The sequence below is a fragment of the Schaalia sp. JY-X159 genome, assembly GCF_014525425.1.
Taxonomy (GTDB): Bacteria; Actinomycetota; Actinomycetes; order Actinomycetales; family Actinomycetaceae; genus Scrofimicrobium.
The window spans coordinates 161,817-188,086 of sequence record NZ_JACEXI010000001.1 but is presented as its reverse complement, the minus strand read 5'-3'; the positions used below and the strand labels follow the sequence as shown (position 1 = coordinate 188,086).

The 26,270-nt window shown below is 58.1% G+C and carries 22 protein-coding genes and 1 pseudogene; 10 read left to right on the top strand and 13 right to left on the bottom strand.

The genetic code is table 11. The features are described from left to right. The first annotated feature begins 113 nt into the window (after positions 1-113). Positions 114-884, top strand: a complete 771-nt coding sequence (locus IDL90_RS00805) for a hypothetical protein (protein WP_187994012.1) — start codon at positions 114-116, stop codon at positions 882-884. 130 nt (positions 885-1,014) lie between these two features. Continuing rightward, positions 1,015-1,188: a hypothetical protein gene (locus IDL90_RS00800; RefSeq protein WP_187994011.1), complete on the top strand. Its 174-nt coding sequence runs from the start codon at positions 1,015-1,017 to the stop codon at positions 1,186-1,188. 24 nt (positions 1,189-1,212) lie between these two features. Here IDL90_RS00800 and brxL read toward each other — a convergent pair whose 3' ends face one another. The 6 genes and pseudogenes from brxL to IDL90_RS00775 form a co-directional block, all read right to left on the bottom strand. Beyond that, on the bottom strand, positions 1,213-3,345 hold the full coding sequence (gene brxL / locus IDL90_RS00795) for a BREX system Lon protease-like protein BrxL (protein WP_187994010.1): 2,133 nt from the start codon (positions 3,343-3,345) through the stop codon (positions 1,213-1,215). Positions 3,346-3,359: 14 nt separating this feature from the next. Next, positions 3,360-5,855 carry a BREX-1 system phosphatase PglZ type A gene (gene pglZ / locus IDL90_RS00790; RefSeq protein ID WP_187994009.1) on the bottom strand — a complete coding sequence of 832 codons (2,496 nt, stop codon included), beginning with the start codon at positions 5,853-5,855 and terminating at the stop codon, positions 3,360-3,362. Beyond that, positions 5,852-6,073, bottom strand: coding sequence for a Fic family protein (locus tag IDL90_RS11775; RefSeq protein WP_398401423.1), 222 nt, complete (start codon positions 6,071-6,073; stop codon positions 5,852-5,854). The genes pglZ and IDL90_RS11775 overlap by 4 nt, the downstream gene beginning before the upstream one ends. A gap of 192 nt (positions 6,074-6,265) precedes the next feature. Then, positions 6,266-7,245 (bottom strand): annotated as a pseudogene (locus IDL90_RS00785) (RNA-binding domain-containing protein); the annotation flags it as partial. Between the two features lie 158 nt (positions 7,246-7,403). After that, positions 7,404-8,378, bottom strand: a complete 975-nt coding sequence (locus IDL90_RS00780; RefSeq protein ID WP_187994008.1) for a class I SAM-dependent DNA methyltransferase — start codon at positions 8,376-8,378, stop codon at positions 7,404-7,406. A gap of 99 nt (positions 8,379-8,477) precedes the next feature. Then, complete coding sequence (locus IDL90_RS00775) at positions 8,478-9,695, bottom strand: site-specific integrase (protein ID WP_187994007.1); 1,218 nt, start codon at positions 9,693-9,695, stop codon at positions 8,478-8,480. Positions 9,696-9,842: 147 nt separating this feature from the next. Here IDL90_RS00775 and IDL90_RS00770 point away from each other — a divergent pair, with 147 nt between their 5' ends. Further along, entirely contained in the window at positions 9,843-11,009 is a 1,167-nt protein-coding gene (locus tag IDL90_RS00770) for a hypothetical protein (RefSeq protein ID WP_187994006.1), read from the top strand. Here IDL90_RS00770 and pglX read toward each other — a convergent pair. From pglX to IDL90_RS00750, 4 genes are read right to left on the bottom strand one after another with little or no spacing between them, the layout of a single operon-like run. Beyond that, positions 10,978-13,578 carry a BREX-1 system adenine-specific DNA-methyltransferase PglX gene (pglX, locus tag IDL90_RS00765; RefSeq protein WP_187994005.1) on the bottom strand — a complete coding sequence of 867 codons (2,601 nt, stop codon included), beginning with the start codon at positions 13,576-13,578 and terminating at the stop codon, positions 10,978-10,980. The two genes, IDL90_RS00770 and pglX, sit on opposite strands and share 32 nt — an antisense overlap. A 12-nt stretch (positions 13,579-13,590) precedes the next feature. After that, positions 13,591-17,112, bottom strand: a complete 3,522-nt coding sequence (gene brxC, locus IDL90_RS00760; protein WP_187994004.1) for a BREX system P-loop protein BrxC — start codon at positions 17,110-17,112, stop codon at positions 13,591-13,593. A gap of 4 nt (positions 17,113-17,116) precedes the next feature. Further along, entirely contained in the window at positions 17,117-17,716 is a 600-nt protein-coding gene (locus IDL90_RS00755; RefSeq protein WP_187994003.1) for a DUF1788 domain-containing protein, read from the bottom strand. Next, entirely contained in the window at positions 17,713-18,333 is a 621-nt protein-coding gene (locus IDL90_RS00750) for a DUF1819 family protein (RefSeq protein ID WP_187994002.1), read from the bottom strand. The genes IDL90_RS00755 and IDL90_RS00750 overlap by 4 nt, the downstream gene beginning before the upstream one ends. Before the next feature lie 452 nt (positions 18,334-18,785). On the opposite strand from IDL90_RS00750, the gene IDL90_RS11770 reads away from it, so the two are divergent. The 3 genes from IDL90_RS11770 (at position 18,786) to IDL90_RS00735 (ending at position 20,074) form a co-directional block, all read left to right on the top strand. Beyond that, on the top strand, positions 18,786-19,100 hold the full coding sequence (locus tag IDL90_RS11770; RefSeq protein WP_398401167.1) for a helix-turn-helix domain-containing protein: 315 nt from the start codon (positions 18,786-18,788) through the stop codon (positions 19,098-19,100). Further along, on the top strand, positions 19,097-19,240 hold the full coding sequence (locus IDL90_RS00740) for a hypothetical protein (protein WP_187994000.1): 144 nt from the start codon (positions 19,097-19,099) through the stop codon (positions 19,238-19,240). Before IDL90_RS11770 ends, IDL90_RS00740 begins: the two co-directional genes overlap by 4 nt. Before the next feature lie 66 nt (positions 19,241-19,306). Next, on the top strand, positions 19,307-20,074 hold the full coding sequence (locus IDL90_RS00735) for a HipA domain-containing protein (protein ID WP_187994289.1): 768 nt from the start codon (positions 19,307-19,309) through the stop codon (positions 20,072-20,074). Between the two features lie 400 nt (positions 20,075-20,474). On the opposite strand, the gene IDL90_RS00730 is transcribed toward IDL90_RS00735, so the two are convergent. Beyond that, on the bottom strand, positions 20,475-21,140 hold the full coding sequence (locus tag IDL90_RS00730; protein WP_187993999.1) for a TetR/AcrR family transcriptional regulator: 666 nt from the start codon (positions 21,138-21,140) through the stop codon (positions 20,475-20,477). A 101-nt stretch (positions 21,141-21,241) separates the two neighbouring features. Between IDL90_RS00730 and IDL90_RS00725 the strand changes: the two genes are divergently transcribed. Next, positions 21,242-22,276, top strand: coding sequence for a hypothetical protein (locus IDL90_RS00725; RefSeq protein ID WP_187993998.1), 1,035 nt, complete (start codon positions 21,242-21,244; stop codon positions 22,274-22,276). A 58-nt stretch (positions 22,277-22,334) separates the two neighbouring features. Here the strand turns inward: IDL90_RS00725 and IDL90_RS00720 are convergent, their stop codons facing one another. Further along, complete coding sequence (locus IDL90_RS00720) at positions 22,335-23,384, bottom strand: zinc-binding dehydrogenase (protein WP_316930255.1); 1,050 nt, start codon at positions 23,382-23,384, stop codon at positions 22,335-22,337. Then, a complete protein-coding gene (locus IDL90_RS00715; RefSeq protein WP_187993997.1) occupies positions 23,381-23,923 on the bottom strand; it encodes a helix-turn-helix domain-containing protein in 543 nt (180 codons plus the stop codon). Before IDL90_RS00715 ends, IDL90_RS00720 begins: the two co-directional genes overlap by 4 nt. Positions 23,924-24,100: 177 nt before the next feature. On the opposite strand from IDL90_RS00715, the gene IDL90_RS00710 reads away from it, so the two are divergent. From IDL90_RS00710 to IDL90_RS00700, 3 genes are all read left to right on the top strand, one after another. Then, positions 24,101-24,862 carry an SDR family oxidoreductase gene (locus IDL90_RS00710; RefSeq protein WP_187993996.1) on the top strand — a complete coding sequence of 254 codons (762 nt, stop codon included), beginning with the start codon at positions 24,101-24,103 and terminating at the stop codon, positions 24,860-24,862. A 262-nt stretch (positions 24,863-25,124) separates the two neighbouring features. Then, complete coding sequence (locus IDL90_RS00705) at positions 25,125-25,277, top strand: hypothetical protein (protein ID WP_187993995.1); 153 nt, start codon at positions 25,125-25,127, stop codon at positions 25,275-25,277. A 246-nt stretch (positions 25,278-25,523) separates the two neighbouring features. Next, the gene (locus IDL90_RS00700; protein ID WP_187993994.1) at positions 25,524-26,024 is read left to right on the top strand and encodes a hypothetical protein; all 501 of its coding nucleotides are present in this window, start codon (positions 25,524-25,526) and stop codon (positions 26,022-26,024) included. Positions 26,025-26,270 lie beyond the last annotated feature (246 nt).

Here is a 26,270-nt window from a genome sequence, read left to right as displayed (position 1 = left end):
AAACCTGGCACCGCCGAACCCCAAGAGCCCCGAGCATCGACTTAGAATTCCCATTCGCTATTCCCGTGAACATCCGGGCGATAAGCTTGCTCCACGTCTTGAAGAGGAGACCGATGAGCAATCCCAGTCCAGAGGAACAACTCGCTTCACTCTATGTCGGTTGGCTTAAGATGACTGGGCTTCCGCACAGCGAAGCGAACCTGGAGAGATTTCTCCGTTGGCTCGATTCCCCCAATGGGCAGCTACATCCTGCAGGGCTCAAGTCCACTTCCCAGGTCACTTCCGAGGCAACATCGCAGGGAAACTCCAGGCAGTCAGAGGCACGTCGCTTTGGATGGGGTTGGTTCTTCGCGATCATCTCTATAGCCGTGGTCATCTGGCTCATCTGGTCCAGCTACGCGCCTGAGCCTGACCTGGGCAGTAATGCATCGAGCATCCAGGACACCAGCACCAGCACCAGCACCAGCACCGATACCGGTACAGCACCGCCGCCTGCTCCAGCTTTCGATGAACCGGAGCTCTCGATGCCGCCTCATGGGTACGGAACGGTAGGCGAAGGTGGTTTGGGATGTCTGGAGATCTCGGTTCCTTCTGGTCCGCAGAGCTATTACGTAAAACTCAAGAACGGCTCCTACACAGTTTGGGACGTATTCATGTCTCCAGGTCAGACTGCCAGTTTTGACGTCCCGGTGGGCACCTACGACCTCGTCTATGGTGCGGGTGAGAAGTGGTATGGGTGGGACTATACGTTTGGTCCTTATGGTGCGTACTCGGAGACGAGCGAGCAGTTTTCATTCGATTCGGGGAGTTGCTGGTCTGTTGAACTCATTCTTCAAGTGGGGGGAAACTTGGGCACTTCGGGCCTCGACTTCAACGAGTTCTAGACGATTTGTCGTTGCGGTTGCCCGTGTCCGTTGTGCGGATACGTCCCAGCCGGGGGCGGGCTTACATACATTCGTCCAGGATTTCGACGGACCGGCGTGAGTCCCGTCGTTAGACTCGACGGTTCACGGCTTGAGTGAGGCAAGCTACGGAGGTGCATTTCCTTATTTCGCTACTGGAGGGCACATTGCCGACTCCACTCAGCTCTTTTCGAAGCCGGAGTCGAGGTCGAACTTGAGGACGCGGGAGTTCTCCCCGATTGTGCGTATCTCAGACTCACTGAACCCTTCGGGCTTGGACGCCTGAGGCTCCAGTCTCCGCGCTTTGGCGCTACGCAGTATGATCACCGCCACCTTCGCGGATGTAGGTGATGCCGAACCCGAGAACCTGGCGGAACTCCTGGCGTCGGGTGTTGAGGTCGAAGTGGCTGCCCGAACCCTTCTTGAATATATCCAAGCCACGTCCAAGAATGAGTCGCCAGCCGTGTTCGGTGCGGATCGACCGGTCGTGAGCGGTCTCATCCCAAGTGACCGAGAACTTGATTCCAACCGTGGCTGCGCTGTCTTGGATCTCCTTGAGCATCAGGAGGTGCTGTTGCTCGTACTCCCCACGTTGTTCCTTGGTCACCAGCCTTACGGAGATCTCGTCAGCCGGGTCTTTCTCTGCCGCCAGCAAAGCAAGCAGGTCAGCCAGGTTACGTCCCTGATATGGGTAACGGATGTAGGGATCAACTATGGTGATGTCCTTGGCGCCTTGCAAGTAGGGCATTAGAAGAGCCTCGTAAGAGACTCCGCGCTGATTCTCTTGGAACTCCCGGTGCCCTTCGAATAACGGTTCCACAACTGCGGGGACGGCGGGAGCCACAACTGTAGTCCTCTCTTGGGTAGGCTCCGGCCCCACGGACATCTCTGCTTCGCCCTCGGCCTCGGGGCGGCGAGCCCGGTAGTAGTCGGGATACTCATCCTCTTCTAGCGTGGTCACACCGCACCAAGTGCCGACTGCGTCGGAGTAGCCGAAGTCAACCGAAGCCATCGTGGAGTCGATCCACAGAATCTGGTCCTTGATGCGCTTGCGACCTTCGATAGCAAAGCGAAGGAGTTCCTCAATCTCGTCTGACGTGGCCTCACCATCCGGATAGATGAGCTTCATCAGACCGGAAAACGTCTTGTGGATACCGTCCCGATCACGCGTTGAAATATCTGACCCGAGGGCGAAGTGGTGCTGATAGCGATCGGAATAATCGAAGTTCCTCATGGACCGCAGAACCTCTGCGATGTAGTCGACCACGAAGCCATACCCAGAGGAAAACATTTCGCTGCGGATCGTATCCACCTCCCAGCCGGGAATGTAGAAGTGGAGCCGGTCAAGGAACGCGGAGTCGTGATAAGCCTCAGGTAGCTCATCGAACAGGTCAGAGTGCTTGAGCATGTAGGGCACAGTGTGGGAGGTGTTACCTACGAACACCATTGATGCTTCAGCGCCGAGAGTTTCAACTCCGCGGGAGAACGACTTGTTCGCCATGTAGTTCTTCATGATGTCGACCAGCGCCTTATCGCTGCGCTTCTTCTTCCCTGCGAACTCATCGAAAGCCACAACATCCCAATAGCCGACTAGACCGATGCGGCCGTTGGCATTGTTCACGAAGAGCTTCGGCACAGTTACCTCACCGCCAGAGATCAGCATGCCGTGCGGTGAGAATTCGGAGTAGATGTGGGACTTGCCAGTGCCTTTCGGCCCCAACTCGACAAGGTTGTAGTTGCGCTCAACAAACGGGATCAGGCGCACAAGCTGCAGTAGTTTGGCCCGTCGTCCAAACATCTCGGGGTTGAATCCAATGGACTGGATCAACACGTCAATCCACTCGCCGGTGTTGAAGCTCTTGCGTGCCTCCAGGTAACCCTCGTAGTCGAAGCTCGACATTTGGATAGGCTTCAGGCTCCCCAAGATCCACGGCACTACTCGGGCGTCATCACTGTGGAAGTACTCGATGTCGCAGATACACCACACACCACCGACTAGGAGCTTTGGGTTCGCTTTCACAACCGCGGGTTCGACAAGTACGCCGCTGAGACCGAGATTTGCGAAAGATGCCTGATAAACGTCCTGTTTATCGTTTAGTGTCACCGCGACTTTGTCGATGATGCGGTGACGGCCCCTCTCGCGGATCGTAGACTTCACAAGTTCTGACTCGTTGCGATGCACGTAGTGATCCGCAAGGATCTTGCGCACCGCGTCGATACCAGCTTGAATCGTTGCCTCATCATCGGAAGCTGCGTACTGGCCAAGCAGGTACTCCAGCACATAGGTGGGGACGATCGCGTTACCCTTAACAGCCTTCACCAGGTCTTTCCGCACGACAGAACCGCCGAATAGCTGGTTGATCTTGTAGTCAAGATCGCTCTGCTGCGGTGTCTCTGGCTTACCGCCCGCTTCCTCACCTGACTGGTTTCCGGTGTCCGTCATAGCTGCTGCTTTCCCTAGAAATCGAAGTCTGATGTGAACGAACGCTTGAGTAGGTACTGAGCGCGCTGGTAAACACGCCACTGGTCCGTTTTGGGTATCTGCTCCTCAAGTCGGAACTCGACTGTGTGGTTGTTGAATGAGTCTGCGTTTTGCCTGAGGAGCATCCGCGTGCTCTGGTAGCGGTCTCGCTTGTCATCGGAGGGCTGGTCAAAATGCAGCAAAGGCTGGTTCGAGATCAGGGTCTCACCGCTATAGAGGCCCGCCCGTAGAGTGCGCGCCTGCACCTTCTCACTGACCGGCTCCGACTGGAACAACTTGACGACCAACTGACCAGTCGTAATCTTGTCCGTCTCAGGTTGAACTTCCACGTTGACAAGACGTATGTCGCTCTTGCGCTTCTTGTTGACGGTGAGAACAGGCACCACGACTTCCTGTAGTGATGTCCCTCCGTGAACGAACCGTGATCCGGCCCCCGGTAGTTTGAGCCGATGGATTGACTTGGGAATCTGCACCTCCAGATCGCTGCTTAGTCCGAGCTGGTCAGACTCGAACTTCCGGAACGCGGGATCATCCTTCAGTCGTCTTCCGAGCACATATCTGCGATTCATCACGACGAGGTCGTCGCCCTGTGGCTTGGTTGAAAGGTAAGCGGAGTCTGCGAGCGCAGTGTCTTGATAGAGGAAGCCATGGTCAGCCGTCACCAGGATGTTGGTCGCGTTCGCATTCGTGAGTCGCTTGATGAGGTCAACCAGCTCGCGCAACGCATCGTTAGCAGCCTCAAACACTTGCCGTTCCGTGCGGGCCTTGTCACCAGCGGCGTCGATACGGTCGTGGTACACGTACAGCACTTGGTGCGCACCGTAGAGTTCGCGCAACTCGGCATTGGGCATCGCGAGAACATCCTCCGCCTGAATCGCGAATCCGTCCACCTGTGCCAACACCTTGTTGCGGTTGGCCGTTCCGTCAGAGCGTTGACCGTCAACCATCACCGGGTCCCCGTCCTGCGAATGCGCCAGGGTCTTGTGGGGAAGCAAGGCAGCCATGCCTAGTTGGGTGTAGCTCGGCACCACACCCAGCATCGCGTCAAGTTCCGCATCGAAGCGATCCTCTTTACGGATACGTGAACCCAACTCATCAGCAACCTCAAAGCGGAGCGCGTCCGAGATGATGACGACAGCCTTTCTGTTGCCTTTCCTGATGATCGGCTCAACATGATCGGCGAAGAATCTTGCCTGCGATCGCAACGCAACTGATCGCCAATCGGTCACAGCATCAACCTGCTGCTGCCAGGCGGTGCCTAGTTCGTAAAGGAAGCGGTTCGCGTAGCGCTTCTCTACCTCGAGCCGGAGCGCTTCCAGAGGGCCTGAGTACTCCGTTGTGCGGGCAGCAAAGTGGAATTGCCTGTACAGCTGGTCAATACGGAACCAGTGCTTGCGGTACCGGTCGAGCCCGTCATCGAATGAAGCGATCTCGAACCTCACGGTCGCGAGTTCGCTCAGTAGGTCCGAGGCGGCACCAAGGGCTGTGTACAGCTCCCGGTATTGATCAACCCACATGCTGCTCTGTCGGGCACGAATAGTCTCAGATACTTCGCGCGCACTCATCGTTCGCCCAACGATCGCTTGGGCCAGCACGCTGATGATCTTCCGCTCCACGTCCTCAAAGAGATCGTTGCCCAGAAGCTCAGCTAGTTCGGCATCCTCAATGCTGTTGGCATAATCAAGGCTCTCCGCAGCGCGCCCCGCCAGTGTGGCGAGGGCGTCTGCACTGCGCCGATCGTTGCGCAGGCTCGCAAAGTCGAGCTGGATGTTTCGTAGGGCTCCGGGTGCATCCGACGCAAACCCGCTGGTCGCCTGCCGGAACATCCACAGCACGAAGTCCTCAACGCTGGGCCGATCTGTCCTGTAGCCGTATATCTCTGCAGCGCCAGCCCAGTGGAACCCATCGAGCCCTTGCTCAACCAGGGCGTCGTACTTGGTGTGCGCACCGCGCGCATTCTCGATCAGCAATGTGCGCGTGAGCTCCAGCATGTTGTGCTCACCTTGACCCAGAAGCACTGCGACCATCTTCGCTCGCAACCTGTCAGCGTCATCGTCAGTCGTTATCAATGTCTTGAGACTCTGGACTCTCTTGGAGGCACGGAAGAATTTCTCGTGTTGTCGTACCACGTCATCGATTCCAAGACCGCTGAGGCCGAGGTCCTGGCTCACCAATGCTGTCCGATCGGCTGTGAACACCCCGTAGGCCAGCTCGAGGTCAAGCAGCCAGTTGCCGGTTCCAGGGGGCACGGAGGTACCTCGGTAAATCAGGAACTTCTCCTTTGGCTCAGCCCGAAGCACCCGATTCTTCACCGCATACTCGTTGTTCTCGACCCTGATGGTGGTCACATCGCGAATATCGAGCGCATCGAGGTCGGCGGCATACTCGCCGTCAGCATCGTGCCAGAAGACCAGGCGCTGCGACTCAAACTTCTGCTGTAAACGAGGCAGGACTGCACTGAGCGAACTCAATGTTCACCCCTTTCTTGCATCAAGAACTTGCGACCAAGCTCGGTGGTGCGGTATCGCTGATCCCTGCTCCGCGGCTTGTCCGGAAGCGTGAGTTCAAGGAGTCCGTCCGTCACGAGCGGGACAATGTGACGACTGTAGTTCTGGGATAGGTGCCCAAGTTTGGCTGCGTCAAGCAGAGTGTCTCTGTGAACCGGCCCTGCCTCTGCCGCAGTTAGCATTACTACATCATACCTACCCACATGCCTATCATTGCTACGTGATTCGTAGGTATCTGGATGCCTTTGAGACCAATCTTGGTGCTTTGCATCGGCACCAAGACCCGCGTCTGGTGCATGGGATGGCACGTAGATCGTGAATCTGAGCCGATCCATGACCTCTTCTACGCGCGGCTCCGGTAGCCCAGCAGCGGCGATTTGTTCATAGACACGCTGGACGCCAGTGCCCCACTGCTCCATGATCCCGGCCTCACGGAAGATGCGCGCGAGCGAAGGGTTCCGCAGCCGCGAAGCGCGCGCATCGAATCCACCGTCATCCCCGGCAGGAGCAAGCCTGGGCTGTCGACCTGGATGCGATCATCGTAGAACCCGACCCGGATGGGCGTCCCGCGTTCGGCATAGCTGGCATGCACGAGAGCGTTGACGACGACCTCACGGATCGCCTCGACCGGGATCGAGTAAGCATCGCGCCGACGCACCTCGCCGAACACAGCGGACTTGTAGGCGTGCTTCAGCAGGAACTCCATTACCCGATCAACGGCAAGCGGGATCGGGCCGTGAATCTCGATCTGATCGAAGATGTCAGTCCCGCTTGCACCACGCAACCGACCACACTGCACCCACGCAGAGGGCAGGAAACGCGTGGGGTCAGGACACGCAGCGAGAAGACCCGCATACGTTGGGATGATCTCGCTTCCCTGCTTGGCTGCGAGCCCAAGCGCGACAAGATCATCGACATCGGTACTGCGCCCGCGCAGTTCCGACAGCGCCGTCAGGTCGAGGTCGTCCAGCGCGGCTCGTGGTTCGACCAGGTTTTCGAACGCCACACCGCGAGCGTTGCGTTCAAGTTCCGCCACTAAGGCAGCGTCAGCTTGGCGCGTCGTCGATCCCAGGCGAATATATACTCCGCACTGTGGGCCCTGATCGGTCATGAAATGCGGACGGCGGGTACTCAGCGGCACCTCCACCACCAGGATCGTAGTCTCACCAACGGTCACCAGGTCAATGGCCGGTACCAGGTGCGGCGTGATGCGATCCGCGATCAGGCTGGTGATGCGTTCTTCCTCAGCCAGGGGGTCAGCCACACCAACGACCGTGCCGTCGTCGTCCACGCCAATGACCAGGCGGCCTCCTGCGGAGTTTGCGAACGCGACAATCGTGCGCAAGGGCTTCATCGGTGACGACAAGTCACGCTTGAGCTCCAGTGTCTTCCCTTCAAGCGTGCGCACCCGTCCACGTTCGTCTAAATCGAAGAACTCAGACATGCGAAGCCTCCCCAGATTCGCGTCTCAACGAGACGACAATCTGCTCGCCCGCCGAGGCTTCTTCGCTCTCACTCATCGGCAGCCGCCAACCCTTGGATCTTCTTTAGGGCCGGATAGAACTTCGGATAGTTGACTCTTACTCCATCATCGAGGTCGATCGGCACTTGCTGGGACGCCAGTGGGTAGAGCACGTCATGTTCGTACTCCCCCAGTTCCAGCAATACCTTTCGAAGCCTTTCAACCTCCTTCAGCGCCGCTGCCTTCTCTCGTGGCGTGCCCTCCTCAGCTGCCAGGCGGTCATGGTGCTGAAGACTGGCCTGAAGCTTGGCAATGTACTCCCGTAGGTACTCATTCAGTACCGTCGACACGGTCGAGGGCGTGTAGCGATGCATGTAGATGAGCGCGTTGAATGAACCTTTCGGGCTGGAGAACAGCCAGTAGATCGGACGTTTCTTGTACCTCTTCACGTGATCGTCATAGAACTTTGATCGCCCTGCGCGCGTCACGAAGTACTCTCGAAGGTTCTTCACCCCAAGGCATTCCTCAACGAAGCGCAGGTTCTCTTCAAAGTGTTCCTCACCAAATGCCGTCCGAAGGAACTGGCGGAACCGTGCGACGATGTCATCTTCAAACCAGTCACCGTCGACAATAGGCAAGACGTTGTCTGCATCAGGCATAAACGATGGATTTGGCACCTTGACGAGATAGTCCTGCAATGTCGCCCCCTGATCACCCAGGATCAGCCCAGGTTCATCGAGGCTGTAGCGGCCAAGCATGCAGCCAACAGCATAAGAGACGAGGTCGATGATGGCTGACTCCGTGAACAGGACATCGCGCTCCTCTGGAGTCTTATTTGGCCATCTGAAGGCGGAGTTGTTTGTGAGTGAGACACGCTCGAGCGGCACGTACGACGGGACCTCATCTTCGAGCCCGTACAGCTTAGCTACAGCCTCATTATTTTCGATCTCCAGTTGTTGCTGAGCCCGTGAGCGTTCCGCCCACTCTTGTCGATGGAGCGCAACTATCTGCTCGAGTGTTTTCAATACTCTTCCTTACAACTCTCGCTAGGTTTCGACTGTCATCTTTGACCCTGGCTCGGCCACGGGGTAGCCATCGGGGTAGCCGAAGAACACCGTCCTAGACTACCTTCTCAATCCCACCATTTCTGCTGACACAGACAGCGCGGCTCGGGTCCTAGCCCTGTCGGTATGCAGGTACGACTGCGTGCTGAGCACAGAGGAGTGCCCAAGTACTGCCTTGATGGTGGTCTCATCGACTCCGTTTGCCAGCAGCAGGGTTGCCGCTGTGTGGCGAGCCTCGTAAAGCAGGGGCCTGCGCCTAGTCCCATCAGGAAGGGTCACCTCGACCTTCGCTTCCTCCACAATGTCATACCAATGCCTGCGGTCCTGTTCCGCGGACCTCGGAGCACCATCATCACGCGGCCATACAAGGCCATGCGGGGATGTTGGAGCACAGTCCGCCCAAGCTGACAGCGCTTCTACCAGCCACGGCACCAAGGGAATAACGCGACTTCCAGCGCGGGTCTTTGGTCGAACCAAGTGGTAAGCACCGTGAATCTGGCGGGACTCAAATCCCCGAGGCACTCTGAATCCACTTTTCGGCTGTCTGAACTCGACGTACGGCAACGCCTTCAACTGCCACGCGAGTGTCATAGTCTCGGCCTCCAGGTCCACCATCTCCCACGTTAGACCGAGTGCCTCGGCTGGTCGCAATCCTTCAATAAGTGCTGCAACCCACCGGGAGGCATCTGGTCGCGTCAACGCCACGGCAAGAATTCTGCTTGCGTCGTCAGCGCTAAGTGACTGCCTCGAAGAGATTCCCGAGCCTGGTCTATCTGCCTCGCGCACCCGTTGCGACACTCGGTACCCTTCAGCAACGGCATCGGAGAGGATCTTGGCGAGGATGGCGTGCGTGCGCTGCATTGTCGCCAGCGCAAGTCCGGCCTCTTCTTGGGCGATTGCTACCTTCCTGATGTCTGCGGGCACCAAGTCCTCAAGACGAAGGTGACCTATTGTCGGCACTATCCATCTCTTCACTCCGGAGCGGTCAGAGACATATGTCCCTGGGCGCACAATACGTTGTCGATGCTCTAACCAACGGTCGGACCAACGCTTCACCGTGACACTCCCGAATGTTTGGACACCTGGACCCTCGGCCGCAATTCGTCGATGCGCCTCAGCAAGTCGCGTACGAACCTCATCTTCCGTCCGGGCTTTGAGGGTGATCCGACGTCGCGTTCCTCGTTCCGTCCAGCCTGCTTCCATCACAGCCACCCACTGCCCACGAGAGTTCTGGTAGATCGAACCCGTTCCCTTACTACGCTGTTTGTTCTTAGACATGGCACCAAGATAAGAGCAAGACAGCACCCGCAATAGGGGTAGCCACGTGGGTAGCCATTGAGACCTTCCACGATCCAACAGAGCAACAGATCACCCAGCGACAAGAGCACCCACGCGCCAAAGAAGTCCGACTCCGCATCACAGTTCATGAAGCGCGAGTACCCAACCGGCAAGTCTGACCTGTTCGCTGCCTTCATCGAACGCGTCATAACCATGGTGAGTCCGCGTGGATACATGGCCCAGGTTACGATGCAGAGCTGGATGTTTCTTTCTTCGTACGAGAAGTTGCGTTTGGAGCTCCAACGTAGGGCAGCAATTGTGGCGATGCTCCACATGGACAACATGGTCATGAGAATCGCCTTTGGCACTAGCGCCACCGTCTGGGAAGTCGGCGGCGATTCGTGGAAGACCGGCAAATACACGTGGGTCCAGTTGGATGATCTCGATGGTGATGCACCTCGGCTCTTCCCTGCACAGAACGCCCGCAATAAGACTGCTGACGTCGATGGGTGTTTCACCGTTACTCAAAGTGAGATCTCTGCGATCCCCGGGTCGCCTATTGTCTACTGGCTTAGTGAAAAGATGCGCAGCACATTCAAGTCTGGGAAACCCCTTGGTGACATCGCTGAGCCGCGACAAGGCCTCGCAACGACCAACAACGGCCTATTTACGCGATGGTGGTGGGAGATCCCACGAGGAGCGCTCGGTCTGGGACTCTCTCGTTCCCAAGCTGCTGGTTCATTGCTTCGATGGTTCCCATACAACAAAGGTGGCGAGTATCGAAAGTGGTATGGGAATCAAGGCCTTGTGGTCAATTGGCAAGATGATGGGCGCGAAGTAAAAGGTGAAATCGCACGCAAGTACCCATACCTGAACGGCAACGTTGACTGGGTTGCCAAGAATCAAGCGACCTACTTCCTGCCTTCGGTCTCTTGGTCCAAGGTGAGTTCGGGCCAGCCTGCGTTTCGGATGTATCCGCCCGGGTTCATTTACGACGTCGCAGGAACATCAATATTCTCGAACACAGAGCATGAGCGATCGAGTCTTCTTTCCTTCGCGAACTCGCAAATAGCGCTCGAGCAGCTGGCGGCACTCTCTCCCACGCTGAACTATGAAGTAGGTCAGGTGGCCAGACTCCCTGTCGCTGCGTCAGTAACCACAGGGGCCAAGCTCGCTGAGAAAGCGGCAATAGAGTCAAAACACGATTGGGACGAGTTTGAGACTTCATGGGAGTTCTCGAGAAGCCCCCTTGCCGCGCTAGCACGCAGGGACCTGGACTCTGCTAGCAATCTCCGCCTCTGCCAAGCAGAATAAGCCGATCGACGCGAAAGTCCCACGATGTTTCTGACGCGTTCCAGTCCTCGCATGCGGTGTGGGTGAGGGATCTTACGATGTTCGCGAGCCGCCGATTCTCGTGCTCCGGCACGTGAATCTGCGCGATCTGGCCTGTTTGAAAGTCCATCGTCGGTGCGATTGCTTGGAGCAGAGTCTTGGCCGTGTTCGAGTTGAGGACGCCGGCATCCTGAGGTCGGCAAGTGTCGCCGTTCTCGGCGTAGAGTGCCGGGCCGTTGCTACTGAATATTGAACCAGTGGGATAAAAGCGGAACGAGGGTTCACCGCCAGTTACTCGCGACCACGAGAGCGTCGGTCGAAAATAGAATCGCAAGTTCTGTGGGCGGGCACCGGGCACCTTCGAAGCATCGCGAATCCTTGCTCCGTCCTGCTCCCAGTTGACCACTAACTCTTGGTTGCCCCACCACTTGCGGTAGTCTCCGCCTTTGTTGAATGGGAACCAACGGGAGCCAGACCGTTCTGCAACATCTCGATTCGCGCAGGTTCGAACAGACCGAGAGACGGATACCTCCCACCAGAGCCGAACAAACTGGCTGTTGTCTCCCGTGTCCAGACCCCGACGTGGCTCAGCGATGTCACCAAGGGGTTTCCCAGACTTGAATGTGCTGTGCATCTTTTCACTAAGCCAGTAGACGATGGGAGATCCCGGAATGGATATGAAGTCCTGGCTTGAGGCAAGGTAGTAGCCACTGTCCCTATCTCGACGTGTAAGAGCGTTGCGCGTAGCGGCAATCTTCTCAGCCTCCGACGTTCCATCGACAAGGCGGATAAAGACTCCATTCCTGGGGGCTATAGCGATGAAAGACTCGGTTGCTGGGCGACCGAGGACGAATGCAGTCGATGAAACCACTTCGCCGCCGATTGAGTCGAAGGCCCTTGCACCAAGATGGAGCATTGACGTGATCTGTTGGTGGCGCAGCAACGAGTGACGCAACTTCTCGTAGGAGCTAAGGAACATCCACGACTGCATGGTGATTAGTGCACTCGCACCACCTCGGGCAGTTAAGTCAGCGCAACGCTCGATGAAGGCAGCGAAAAGGTCGGACTTGCTGTCGGGGTACTCGAGCTTCATGAACTGTGAAAGTGGGGCACTCATGTTCTTGGCACCCATGTAAGGCGGGTTGGCGATGGCCACGGTGTAGCGCCGTGCAAGGTACTCGGCTTGCTTGATGACGCGCGCCGCTTCCGTCAGTGTTTGGTCGAGGAAAGGGTTGCCACCGTTATCAAGACTTCTGAGGTGGCTCGATAGTTCAGCGGTCAGGGAGGCATTCGGCCGAATCAGCGAACCGAATAAGTCTGCGTTCTCAAACTGATTCCAGAATGCTTCCTCGTTCCTGCGGTTTCCACCTTCAGTCAGGAGAAAGTCCAGCTCATCGGGGCTGAAGGAGATAGGTTCCAGAACGCAGATGTTCGGCTGGACGTCCTTGCTAAAGAAGGTGCGCTGCCTTGCACGTGCTTTCATCGTGAGCGCGAAAGCAGCAAGCGAACCAGCGCGCTGATCGATCTCTGTTCCATAGAGGTTGTTGGTCAGGATCAACTCAGGTATCTCAGAGGGCGCGTAGCCCTCTTCCTCGTAGATCGTGTAGAGCAGGTCGAACGCATAGGTGAGCATGTGTCCTGAACCGCAGGCAGGATCTATGACAGTAAGTTCTTCCGGGCTATCAATCCTAAGGAAGTCTGTCTCATCATCAACCGGAGCGATGTAGTAGTCCATCTTCTCGACAAGCTGGGACTCGGGATGATTCAGCGCCCACAGACGGCCGATGGAGTTTTCAGCTAGGTAACGAACGATCCAGTGCGGCGTGAAGAGCTGAGTGGCAGCGGGGATTTCTTCCGCATTGGCCTTCTTGCCTTTCTTGAAGTCCTTGAAGACGTCGTCCTTTCGCTGCGAAATATAGAACTGGTAGAGCCAGCCAATCACTTCGACATCAAGGCAGACCTCTTCGGTCAGGGTTTCTGTGGCTTTGGTGAGGATCGAGTCCGCGGCAAGGAGGTTCGCTGGTATGAGGAGCTCGGTGTAATCGCCGTCGCCCTCGAACATGAATGGCATAGACCGATTCCAGTAGCGGCAGTACTCGGCGAGTAGCAGGGTGTAGGCCTCACCCTGGGCGTCTGCACTGGGACGGGTTCCGTCGAGGAGTCCAGTGATTGCATCAAGGGTGCGCTTGTTGCTGACGACAGCGGGGTCAATGTTGCCACGCTTGGCATCTGCGAGGATCTCCGGCTGTCCTATCACCTGGCCGTGGGCAGGGGAAACAATACCGACACCGGTGTATCCGTTCGCATCCATGAAGCGGAGCGCGATGATGCGGTTGAACCAGGTGTAGGCGACCTTATCAGCTACGGCATCTCTGCCTTTCGTCCCACCTCCGGCAGCAACGATGTCACGTTCAAGCCTGACAACGGCGTTCTGGTTCTCGATCCGCTCAGGTGACGCGGGCGCGAGCACAGCGGCCATGCGGGCGCTGACCTGGGTGATGAGTTCGAGTCTTGCCCACGTGGCAAAGCTCTTCAGCGGTGCAGTTTCCATGCAGTTTGCCCCCTACAGCGCGATGCGCTTGTCATCATCGAGTTTCTGGACCAGTGCCACGCGGAGCGCGTCAAGGTAGCGTTCAACGTCATCCCGGGTCTCAAGCACGCCTTGGATACCAGTGGGACTGATGCTCTTGATGGAAATGGTCTGCTTTACGGGAATCGTGGGGAGGGGGTCGACACCGCCCCCGCCCGCAACGCTTCGGGGGGCGGCAGCAAGCTGGTCAAGGATGTTCGGGTACGATCGTTCCTCAAAAGCATTCGCAATCTCGCGGATTACAGCGATCTGTTGCTCACTACCAATTCGCTCACGTGCTGCCTCGAACTGCTGCTCTGCACGATGCTGCGCGTCAACGGTGGCATCCAAGAAAATGGCACTTGCCTGTAGCGATTCCCACCGAATGTCAATGTCCGCGGCAGCGTTGCCTCTGCGCTCTGCCAACGTTGCATCAATCAGCTCCACGAGCTGCATGCTTGCAGCCTTGAGCCTAGTCATTCGGTTGCCGCGGAAGGCCTGCGGGTCTGCAAGGAGCTGCGCCACTTCCTCGCTACTGCCGGAGGGAAGGTAACCGAGGTTGCTGGCATTGCTGGCAAGCAGTTCGGTTGCCTCATCATAGATCTTGCGCTGGGCGCCGCCGAGGAACGCCTGAACCGGGTCAATGATGTCGCTCTTCGCGTCGAGCAGATCATCGGCGATCCCAAAGTCTGTCAGGTACCACTCATCGGGTTTGCCCGTGACGGACTCCAGCAGCGCAATCGGTGCTTCGAGCTGAGTCACAAATGGGTACTTCGAGCCGCTAACTCGCGCCTTGAGTTCGTCTGACTTTGCGCGGAGGCGCTCGCTTGTGTACCGCGCGAGTTCTAGGGGGTCCCTCGGTACGCCTGGTTCATCAAAGAAGTCCGTACAGAAGGAGCGCAGCGCCGCGATCTTCCGTTGATCGAATGTCTTCTGCGGAGCGACGATCGCGTAGGAGTGCTTCTGCGTGTTGCGGAGCAGTGCGGCAACTTCACTGCGCTTGAGGATATTTGAGTCGACGGTGAGCGTGATCTTCGAGCTACCGATGAGCCACGCAATGACGCATTCGATGGACGCCAGGTCCCAGCCGTAGGGCTTGGCCTGGAAGTGGTCGATGATCTTCTTGACCGTAACCTGCTCACCGAGTCGGTCACGTTGCAACAGATAGGACAGAATCTCTTCTGCCGGCGCTGCCAAAGCATGGATCGACACGTCCTCGACCATCCCGGACTGGTCGAAGTTCGCGAACCTGGCTACCTCTTGCTCAGAGTAGGTTCGCCCGTCAAGCAGGTTCAGTTGGGTGTAGGTCCGGGCGATGAGGTCTTGGAAACCGTCGGTGATCCGCGCGGCCGCATCCTGCGACGCCACAGTAACGTCTGCGGCGTTAATGACGAGGTCGGCTCGTCCCACGGCGCGGCGGATTCGCTCGACTAGTTCCTTCTCTCGCTGAGCGTTATGCGTCGCCTTGGCGCGCAGAATTTGCTCCTCAATGGGAGATAAAGAGCTGGTCTGCTTACGTTTGGTGTACTTCTCGGTCCTGATCAGCAAGCGCAGGTCGGCAAGTACACGGTCGTCCGGAGCGAGGATGACACGCAGTTCGTCTTTGCCTGCTGAGTGCATCCGCACCTCGCCGGGCTCGTATGGATATTCGGGGGTAATGAAATGCAGCGTGAGTTCGCGTTGCTGTCCGAATGCTTGGTCATCAAGTTTGTATCCGAAGGGGAAGTCCTGCCCGTTCCTTGAGTAGCGGAGCTTGGAAGTCTTGACGACGTCCCCGGACAGAATCTTGTTGAGCCGCGTGGAAACCTCGGAAGAATCGATCTTGACGTTCTTGATTTCCTCCTCAATAACCTGCTCTTCATTGGTCAGGTACTCGTAGACGTTGCCGTTACGCTGCACGTAAGTTTGCGTCTCCAGCAGCGTCAGTGCTTTCTGAACCCGCTTGGAAAGCGCTGGCAGATCGAGCCCGAACTGGTTGTAAACCAAAACAGTCAGGTTGCGCGGGGTCGCTTGAAAACTCTCCACATACTTCACCAGGAAGAGGGCTTTCAAGAGCTGCACCGCAAGCTTTGACACGGGTGAGTCAGCATCCGGAAGGTCCCGTTCAGCGCGGTCGATCGAACGCTGCGCCGCGGACTTCAATGACGCGCGAATGCCAGCAAAGAGCTGATCGAAGGTGGCCAGCGTTCCGATCTCGACATCGCCGATGTCCTTTGCGACCTGCTGCACGACGCCAAGCATGGAGCGTTCACCGACGGAACTGTTGCGCCCTTCGAACACGTTGTGGTCCGAGATCCCCTCTATCGCAGCCTGGAACAGGGGGAACTGATAACTCACGAACGGGTAGGAGCCGACGAAGTGCGCCTCGTCCGTAAAGTTCCGGTAGGTCTTGGCTCCATCGGTGAAGTCGAACAGGGTCTTGAAGTTCGCGGACTCCTGCGCGTAAACCGCTTCGAGCACCTGAGCGCCCCTGTCGTTCTTCTCCAACAAGCGCTTACGAATAACTTCTTCTACGTCTGCCGAGGTTAGTTTGACGCGCGTGGCGAACCGGGCCTGGATCTTGGAGAAATCATTGCCCTGCTGCTTGGTACGGTCACCCACGACCTTGTCCATGTCCTCTTGTGAGGTTACGAAGACCCAAGCACGTCCTCCGCACTTGGTGTTCAGTGACTCCGCGATCGTCTGCAAGTTCAACATGAGCTGGGTGTTAGAACCAATGAACTGGCCTACCTCATCAACGAAGAAGTTCAGCCGGTAGCCCGCAGGCTGCTTGTCCAACCACGCGCATACCTCGTCGGCAAAATCTTCGATCGACACCGAGTATGTGTCCTGATAGGTCTTCAAGATGTCCGGGGCGCTAGCTGGGTCGATCCCAGTCACGCGCGCGTAGGCGTTGTTCACCTGGTGTCGGACTGTGGGCAGCGCAAAGCTGACACGGCGGTCGACCCAGTTCCGGCCAGAAACCTCAAGAAAAGCGTCCTTGAACGCATCGAGCTGACCTTCTTCGTCGAGCTGTCGCTCAAACCGAGCAACGTGGCCCTGGTCGCCGTAGTAGCCGCGGGACTCGTCAAAGACCTTCACGAATACGCGCAGCAAGGCGTCAGTCTGATCCTTACTTATCAGATTTGCCTTCTGATCAATGTTGAACAACAGACTCTTCGCTGGAATGCGATCAGCCTTATCCAATAGCGGCGGGAGAAATGCATCGGTGGCCTTCGCTCGAAAGCTCTCCGATACACGCTCCCTCGGGAAGTCGTCGCCGTCGACGTCCCCAAGAAGGTGGGCGAGCATCTTCAACAAGTGAGACTTACCAGAACCAAAGAAGCCAGAGATCCACACGCCGTTCGCGTTCGAGTAATTCGTGTAAGCCTCTAGAAGCAGCTCCAGGCCCTTGGCTGCTTCATTGGTGAGTACGTACTCGTCAACCTCGGTGCCTAGATGCCGGGTGTCATCAGCCTTGATGACACCCTCAATGGGGCGTTGGACGTCCTTGGCGAAAATATCTGTGAGCTGCATGGGGTTACGGTTCCTGTTCCAAAATGTTCTTGGCGCGGTAGTACTGGTCATCCTTTAACTTGCCGAAGAGCACCAGCGATGAGCCTAGAGTGTCGGACTGCTCGTAGCGGCCGGGGAAGAACATGAGCATCGGTCGTCCCACCACGACGCTCTGCAGATTATTGAGCACGTTGTGGGACCTTATGTAGGGGAAGACTTCGCCGATTCCGGTGAGGAATACGATGTCAAAGCTGCGGTCTGCAAGCCGCTCGCGTATCGCCGGAGCCAAATGCTGCTCCGGGTTGAGCATGGACTGCAGCATCTCAGCAAACTCAGCCTTCTCGATGTCTGGTTCGACTTCTAGGACCTCATCCCAGTCACCGCGCTGCTCTAGTAGCTCGACGGACAAATCATAAAGGTTGATCTCGCGGACCTCTATCCCCTTGGCTGCCAATCGGTTCTTGATGCGCTTCTTGGCCTTAGCCACATCGAGGGCGTGCTCGGGCTCATAAGGGTAGATGAAGAATGGGACCTCGTTCGACAAGCCCTCCATCTTGAGGAAGCGCTCACCACTAAGTACCGCAAAGAGATGCTCTTCTTGGCTGGTCAGATCGCTCGGAGTCATGTTATGTCCTCCTTGTGGGAGCGGGTTGGGAAGAACCGAATGTCGCTAGGCGTACGAGAGTCCAGCGCATCCGCAACACGGCCGGACAGGGTTGCATGCATGATCTCGCCGTTGACTAGAAGACCTGCCTCAGTCAGCATTCGGAAGACTGTCGACCGGAGCTTCTGCATTGTTGAGTCCTTCAGTTCGGCGAGCTCGGGATGCCATAGTGTCTTCTCATTGACGAAACTGTCGAAGTCACCATGGGTCAACACGGGGGTGAGCAAGAGGAATCGCTCACGCACTACGTCCTCCCCGAAGTCTCCAATGAACGAGTAGTGGCGGCAGGCTGCCAACCACAGAAGGTGACCACGCTCCCCCGGACTGGAGTCGCTCAGAATCTCGAGTTCACGGTCGGTTAGCACTGCCAGCCGTTGCGTCACCTCACGCGACAACCTGAGGGCTGACGACGAGGTTCGAGCCTGAAGCAAGTTCTCCGAACGAAGCTGCTCGCGAACGGCTCCCCAATCGCGTAACTCCAAGAACAGCGGCGCGGCAATCGCCGCCTCCCGAGATAGGAGCGCGCCACTCGTAAAGGACAGCGCATATCGCGGGCTCCCTTGGGACTGGGACTTCACTGCCCCTCCCCTTCGAGTGTTCCGCGTGGCGTCGGGCGTAGAGGAGTCACAAGCGGAATGCGATCAGCAGACAGTTGCAACTTCGCAACACTGCCGTAACCAGGGCTTTTATCCGCTGCAAGGTACGTGGCAGCGTCACCTGCAGACAACCAGGGGTAAGCCACGTTGGTCCTCCCTCGCTCTACGGCCAGAAAGGCACGCTATCCGATGATACCTGCGTCGTGGCTGCCTCGCGGCTTATAGACGCATCGGCTCAGGAGGGGCCATCCAGCGGGTATCCACAGTTCGCACAGGTGCCTTCGCCCGGCTCGCTAGCAGTGCCGCAACGCTCGCAATACTGCACAGGCGACATTGGATGAATCACGCACTTACCCCTTTGTACATGGTGGACGCGGCATCTACTCCCAGCCTAGCCTGCCACAAATTGCACATTATCCTGGACATACCCTTGTATGCCCAGGATAATGTGCGTATCGTTGTGCGCACACGATACTGTGCGCACTAAGGAGGGCCGAGTGTTTATTCAATCAGCGAGGACGTTCGCGCAGTTTGTCCGCTCGCAGCGGGTCCTCAGTGGGATGACGCAACAAGAACTAGGTTCACGAACAGGAATGAGCCGCCGGTGGGTTCAGGAGCTCGAGTCCGGCAGACTTGTACCGTCCCTGGAAGCCACATTAAACGTGGCCTCGACGCTTGGATACGAGATACACCTAGAACCCAAGCAGACTGCATCCCACCTGGATGCCATGTTTGAGGGGTTGTCATGAGCGGACACCCGGATGTTCTTGACCTGTGGATCGACGGCGCTCATGCTGGGTCGCTGATGCGTGGGCCATCCAAGAGATCATTGACGACCCCGACCACTGGGTGGATGACAGTGACCATGACCAAAGCCGTTTCTCTCTAGGCGGGAATCAGGGCAAGTTCGCCCTAGCAAAAATAGACAGCCAGTGGTTCGAACCCAACGTGAGGACTGCAAGCACCCACATCATTAAGCCTGGCATGGCCACCCGGGGTCTCGCGCCTGCACCAGGAAGACTTCTGCCAAGCCCTGACCTTCCGCCCGTCCCGAAAGTATGAAGAAGACGGTGGCCCGACCATGGCCGACATGGTCGCCGTCGTTGATTCACACATCTCCCCGCAGTGGCGGGATCGAGACCGGGCGACCCTCGCACAACTGGTCATGTTCAATCTGCTAACCGCTGGGGTTGACGCACACGCCAAGAACCACGGCCTCGTACTCAGCGGAAACCTTGTGCGTCTGGCTCCTGCCTACGACCTCATCTCGGCACATGATCTGTGGAGTGCGGACCGGGTACGTTTCAAGAGCTCAGCCGCCGTCCGCCATGGGAAGGTGCGCCCCTACCGTCGGATCTCAGGACGAAACCTGACCCGAACCGCGGACACCCTGGGCCTGGACCGGCGAGAGTTTCATGACCAGCTCATGGACATGCAGAGTAAGCTTCCCACCGTCTTCGATCAGGCCATCAGTGAGTTGCCGGAGGAACTACTCACCGATCGAGTGAAACGCATGCCTGAGCGTGAAGAGGAGTTCGGAATAGAACTCTCGTCACGCATAACCATGGCCGACATGATCGATACCCCCACGTTCCATCCTCCCTCGAATCGCGATCACAACGCGCACAGCCGGGTTTGGGTGCCGGGTCGGTTCAAAGATGGCAGATGGCAGAGCGGAAGCTACCGAGTCCGTGGGTTCCAGAAGAACCGCAACCCATTGTAGGTGTATTCGTCAGACGCAGCGCCGTTATGGCGGTATCCCTCGCGTTCACGGTAGGAGAGGTTCCCCTCAGCTTCACTGTCGACCTCCACGGTTATCCCGAGATGCTTCGATTCCTTCGGCGGTGACGTCCTCGACATACGTGGAGTACGTCGACTCTGCCGCTAGTGCATGCGGTCAGGAGCAGTAGACCAGCCAAAGAGGCAGCGGCGGTCATTCCTCGGAGAGTTACTCGATGCATGCTTCGAGGCTAGCGACAAATGGAAAACCCAAGAATATGAACGGAACGTTTATCCAGAAACCGGCCTTCATCAGCGCGTAAGGCACCTCGCGCCCCCTTTAGCAGTTGGTTACCAGCCATCGCATCATTGTTGTACCTCGTCTTTCTGTTGGTGCAAACCTGTCACGCCTGTGCGCTTTTGGAAGGTTTCATTAGGTCGCCCTTAGGATGCTCACTCCGGGGTTCTCGCGCAGGTCGACCGGAGGCCAGTTCTTGCTCGACCAAGGGCGCAAGGGACGCAACAAGATCGTCACGATCCATGCCGGCCAGTGGCTCCAGTTTCAACACATAGCGCACCACGCATATGCCCAGCAGATGCGCGGCCACCAGCGCCATCCCATCCGGATCACCTGATCCGGGCAACATCTGGGCGCCGCGGGGTAGCTCTTCGAGGATCACTTCTTGCAGATAGTCGCGGCTCTCATCGGACTCAAGGGCCGTGCGAAACAGGGCTCGCATGGTGGACGAGGACGGCTCCGTCTCCCAAATATCTAGATAAGCGCCGACCAGATGGGAAGCGACATCCGTGTCAGCTTCGCCAACGGAAGTCAGGATGGCATCGCGGAGGCCAACGTGTTGCAGTATGGCCTCACGGAACAGGCCTTGTTTATCGCCGAAGAAATGCCTCACCAGCGTCGGGTCAACGCCCGCTTCAGATGTGATGGCCCTCAGCGACGTGCCCTGATAGCCGCGCTCGGCAAACTGTCGAGCTGCGATCTCCAGTAACTCTGTTCGTGTCTGGGATTCACCAGGTCTGCGTCCCGTGTGCTTCTTCTCACGTCCAGTCATCTCGGCTACTCCTAATTCCCTACATGTTGAATTCAACAGGTGTTGAGGGTAGTTTAGCACCGAGTTTACACGGCCGTTGGCCCTCGATAGATGGAGCAATCATGAGCACCACCAAAGTACAAGTCGCCAAACCCTCGTCTGGTTCTACACCGTGGCGCACCGTCATCGGCGCCGGGATCGGCGTCGCCCTGATGGTTGGCCTGTTCGCCGCGGCGTTGCTGTGGCCGATCGTTACGGCGAGCCCTCGAAATATCGCGGTGGCTGTGGCAGGTCCGGAGCGGGCAGTCTCCGCGATCGAACAGCAGCTCACCTCGCAGAACAAGGACTTGTTTGAGATCACTCCTGTCGCAGACAAGGAGGCTGCCCTCGAGGAAATTGAGACCCGCAAAGTCCTGGGCGCGATCGTCGTCGGAGAAGAGATTGAGATCCTGACGACGAGTGCTGGCAGCGCGCAGGTCGCGCAGATGCTCAGTCAGATGGGAGCGGCAATTGGCTCACAGCCCGGGCCCGGCGGCGAGGCCCCCAAAGTCTCAGTCACTGACGTCGTGCCTGCTGGCGCGGACGGGATGGCGGCAAACCTCACCATGATGCCGACGCTAATCGGAGGCATGGGAGCCGGTGTTCTCTCCGTCCTTCTGGTGCGCACCCCGCTTCGTCGGATCGCGACGCTAGCCACCGTTGCCGTCGCAGGCGGACTCATTGGAGCGGCAGTGTTCGGCTCTTGGTTCAATGTTCTCGCGGGCAACTATTGGCTCGTAGCATCTGCGCTCGCAATGGGTATCCTCGCCGTCGGCGCATTCATCGCAGGCCTGGGGACGTTGCTTGGACGGGCTGGCCTTGCTCTGGGCGCAGTCCTAGTGATGCTCATCGGCAACCCGTGGGCCGGACTCTTCGCGCCCCGGGAATTCCTCATCGAACCCATGGCTACAGTTGGCGCACTGATGCCAAATGGAGCCATTGCGACCCTGCTGCGCTCTATTAGCTTCTTCCCGGGCGCTGCCACCGGTAGCCAGTGGCTGATCTTGAGCATCTGGGCAGTGGTTGGCCTATGCATGATCATGATCGGAGCGGCGCTGCCCGGAAATCAGTGGAGAAAGGCTCCAGCAACCACTGCGGTAACCGGACCGATCCAATGACCGGAGCTCCGCGGTAACAAGGAGCAGGCTTCGGCAGACGGCTTGGCGCCACACCTCTTCAGGCTCGGAGCATGACCTTGAGTGCGGTGCGGTCGTTCATCGCGGCGTAGCCTTCGGGGGCCTCGTCGAGCGTGACGATGCGGTCGAAGACCCTGCCCGGGTTGATGCTCCCCTCTAGGACCTGGCCGATGGCGTCCTCGAGGTAAGCGCGCACGGGTGCGACACCGCCGGCGAGGCGAGCATTCTTGCCGAAAAGGGAACCAAACCCGACAGGGGCGTCCTCGTACTGGGGCGCTCCCACGCGGGAAATGATTCCACCCGGGCGAACGATTCCGTAAGCCTGCTCGTACGCGGGAAGAAGTCCCACAGCTTCGAGGACGATGTGCGAGCCCTCTCCACCGGTCAGCTCCATCACCCGCGCGACGCCCTCGGCCCCACGTTCGGCAACAACGTCAGTTGCCCCAAATTCGAGCCCGAGGTCGGTGCGGTCGGTGTGGCGACCCATCAGGATGATCCGCTCAGCACCAAGCGAGCGGGAGGCGAGCACCGCAGATAGGCCCACGGCACCGTCCCCGATCACGGTGACAGTTTTGCCAGGGACGACCTGGCCGACGTGGGCGGCGTGGTATCCGGTCAAATACACGTCGGAAAGTGACAACAGGGATGCGAGCATCGCTTCGTCGGCGGTATCGGGGTTGATGCCGGGAACAACGACCAGGGAGCCGTCGGCGTGGGGGATCCGGGCCAGTTCAGCCTGCAATCCGCTGGCGCCGATCTGCCCGTAGTACCCGACGTGTACGCAGGAAGAGTGCAGCCCTTCACGGCAAAACACGCACGTGTTGTCGCTGGACACGAACGGAACGACGACAAAGTCACCCGGTGCCACCGTGCCAACGTCCGCACCCGTCTCCTCGACGACGGCAATCATCTCATGCCCCATCGGGCGGCCCTGATCCGAGGCCGACATGTTGTGGTAGCCATGTAGATCTGATCCACAGATGCAGGAACGCACGATACGCACGATCGCGTCGGTGGGCGCCTGGATGGTTGGTTCGGGTGCGTCTTCCACGCGGACATCGCCCGCGCCATACATGAATGCTGCTTTCACGGCGCAGTTAACCTTAGATCTTGGGTGGCTTCCCAACTGGCGAGAAGCTTCAGGGCGTCAGCGGTGGCGCTGCCGGGCTCGGCAGTGTAGATAAGCATGGTGAGATTTGGGTCCGAAGATAGGTTCATCGCCTCAAAGTTGAGGTCGAGGTCGCCCACAACGGGGTGATGAATGCGCTTGTGGCCTGTGCGGTGGAAGCGTACGTCGTGCGCGGCCCAACGCTTAGTGAATTCCGGGCTGCGGGTCGTCAGTTCGCCAATCAGATCGGTAAGAGCCCTATCGTGCGGGTTGCGCCCGGCCTCGTCCAGTTGAAGCGCGGTCGCAATGGCGCCAAGAACCGAGTCTGAGACCCCGGAGAGGTTGCCACGCTCCATGCGAACGTAGTAGTCGACGGATACTCCGGCCAGTATTGCCACTTCTTCGCGGCGCAACCCCGGGACTCGGCGATTGCCTCCGTAAGCGGGCAGGCCGGCTTGCTCGGGCGTGATCCGGGCGCGCCGGGAAGAAAGGAACTCTTTCACGTCATCGCGAACACTCATGGACTCATGCTATTCCCGCTGCCAGGAGCAAGGGAGGGACTGGCAGTACCCGGGACAACTCCCACTCCCACTAGGCCTCATACCCGGGTTCTCATGGACATATGAGAAGGACCGGGAACGCATCAAGTCGTATCAAACAAGGTGCGCGGGCCTTGCCCCTACCCCTAAGGAAGCAGAATGATCCCCGAAAACTCAACAGTCCTAATCGTTGGCGCCACAGGAAGTATCGGCCGCTACGCCGTCACCGAAGCGTTGCGCCAGGGCTACAACGTGCGCGCTCTGGTGCGCAGCCAAGCCCGCGCCGCTTCACTACCCGCTGGGGTGGAACTGGCAGTGGGCGACCTGACCCGCCCCGAAACACTAGATCCGGCTGTCCACGACGTCGATGCTGTTGTCTTCACCCACGGCTCTTCCATCCAAGAGTCTGACGTCCGCGACGTTGACTTTGCCGGGGTCGCGAACATTCTGGCTGCTCTTGGCGATGACCCACTCCGGATCGCACTGATGACCGCGGTGGGTGTGACAAGGCCCGGAGTTCCTTACGCCGCGTGGAAGCGCCTCGGAGAGAAACTAGTGCGAGCCAGCGGTAACGACTACACCATCGTGCGGCCCGGTTGGTTCGATTGCAACGAGCCCGGGCAACGCAAGATCGTCATGCGCCAGGGTGACACCAATCAATCCGGCGGTCCTGCCGATGGTGTCATCGCCCGCGATGAAATCGCCCGCGTCCTCATCGACAGCCTCAGCAGGGACGGCGCAAACCGGAAGACACTCGAACTTGCCGCCGAGGTCGGCCTCGAACAAGAGGACCTCGCCGACACATTCGAGGCGCTTCTTCCTGATGCGCAGGGCTCCCTGGACGGGGCATTGGACAAGAACCTGGTGTCCGTTGCCGCCGAATCGAAGCTCTTCCGGGACGAACTGGCCCGGCTCGGCTGATAGTGAGTGGAAAGCTCCGCAGCGCCACATAGACAGCCAGCCGCAGTCTGGGAACGGCCTAGGCTCTGAATACACACGAAAAGTGTCCCCCGCTTTTCATCAACCACGGGCGATAGATGGTCGCCACACAGCAGTTCCTCCTGAACCGGAGGTGGCGTCCGTACGCACGTGTATCTAGGTTACGGCCAGGTATTAGAAATTGAGGTCTCACGAAGCGTGCGGATGCAATGCTCCATAATTCGGAGCCACCTTCGAAGGCACGTTGCATCACCTTCGCCAGGCAGCGGACGGAAATATTGCCGACGTCGGCTACTTCAGCATCCTCGCGCAGGAGTGGCCAGAGGTGCTGGCGGGGCTGCTCGAAAGGCTGGCGTTGGAACCTCAGAGAACGCCCCATGGCTTCGCGGGAATATAGGTGACACTGGTGCTCTCGGTTCTCCCAACCCGACTGGTGCCCCTCCGGAAGACTCACCGAGCCGCATACAGTGAACGTCCCGCACCGCGGACGCTCGGACGCGATTGATGAGGACGCCACTTATCCCCTGATCTCAGTTCATGTTGTTTTCCACAGGGAGACCATCCCGCCCGGAGCGCCACGTCTCCTCTCAGGCAAGCTGAGTTGACGGTGGCAGCAAGGGTCTGCTTGGGCGATACTTGGGGGATGATAGAAGTGTCGGTGGAAACTCTCGCGACGGTACTTACCGGGCTGGGACTGGTCATTGCGATATTCTCGGCGATGGCAGCCTTCTCTTCGACCCTACGCAAAGAAATCAAGGCCGTTGACGAGAACCTCCGTCAAGAAATCGGAGGACTCCGCGGAGAGATCAAAACCCTCGACAAAGACCTCCGCAACGAAATCACAACTGCCGACGAAAACCTCCGAAGTGAAATCAATGCCGTTGACGAGAACCTCCGTCAAGAAATCACAGGACTCCGCGGAGAGATCAAAACCCTCGACAAAGACCTCCGCAACGAAATCAAAACCGCCGACGAAAACCTCCGAAGTGAAATCAAGGCCGTCGACGAGAATCTTCGCCAAGAAATCACAGGACTCCGCGGAGAGATGAAGGCCGAACTCCGCTCGCTTAATGATCGTCTGGACGGCACCAACTTGCGGATTGATCGCCTTGTTGACTCACTGAGAGTTCCAGCGACGGCGTAGCGAGCCGGTTGGGCTCAATCTGACCACATACAACAGTGTTATCTGAGCCTGGTTGGCTCGCTATGGCGTAACCAACTCCGCACTCTCCCAAGGACGTCCATCCCGATTGCATCCCGTCAAGGTTGTCGATGTCTGCATACATCGCCGATAATTCGCCCAAACACCGGCGACCTATGGTGATATCGGCGACCCAGACTCGAGAAAGCGTTGATATCGGCGACCCAGACCAGGAGCATCCCACACAAC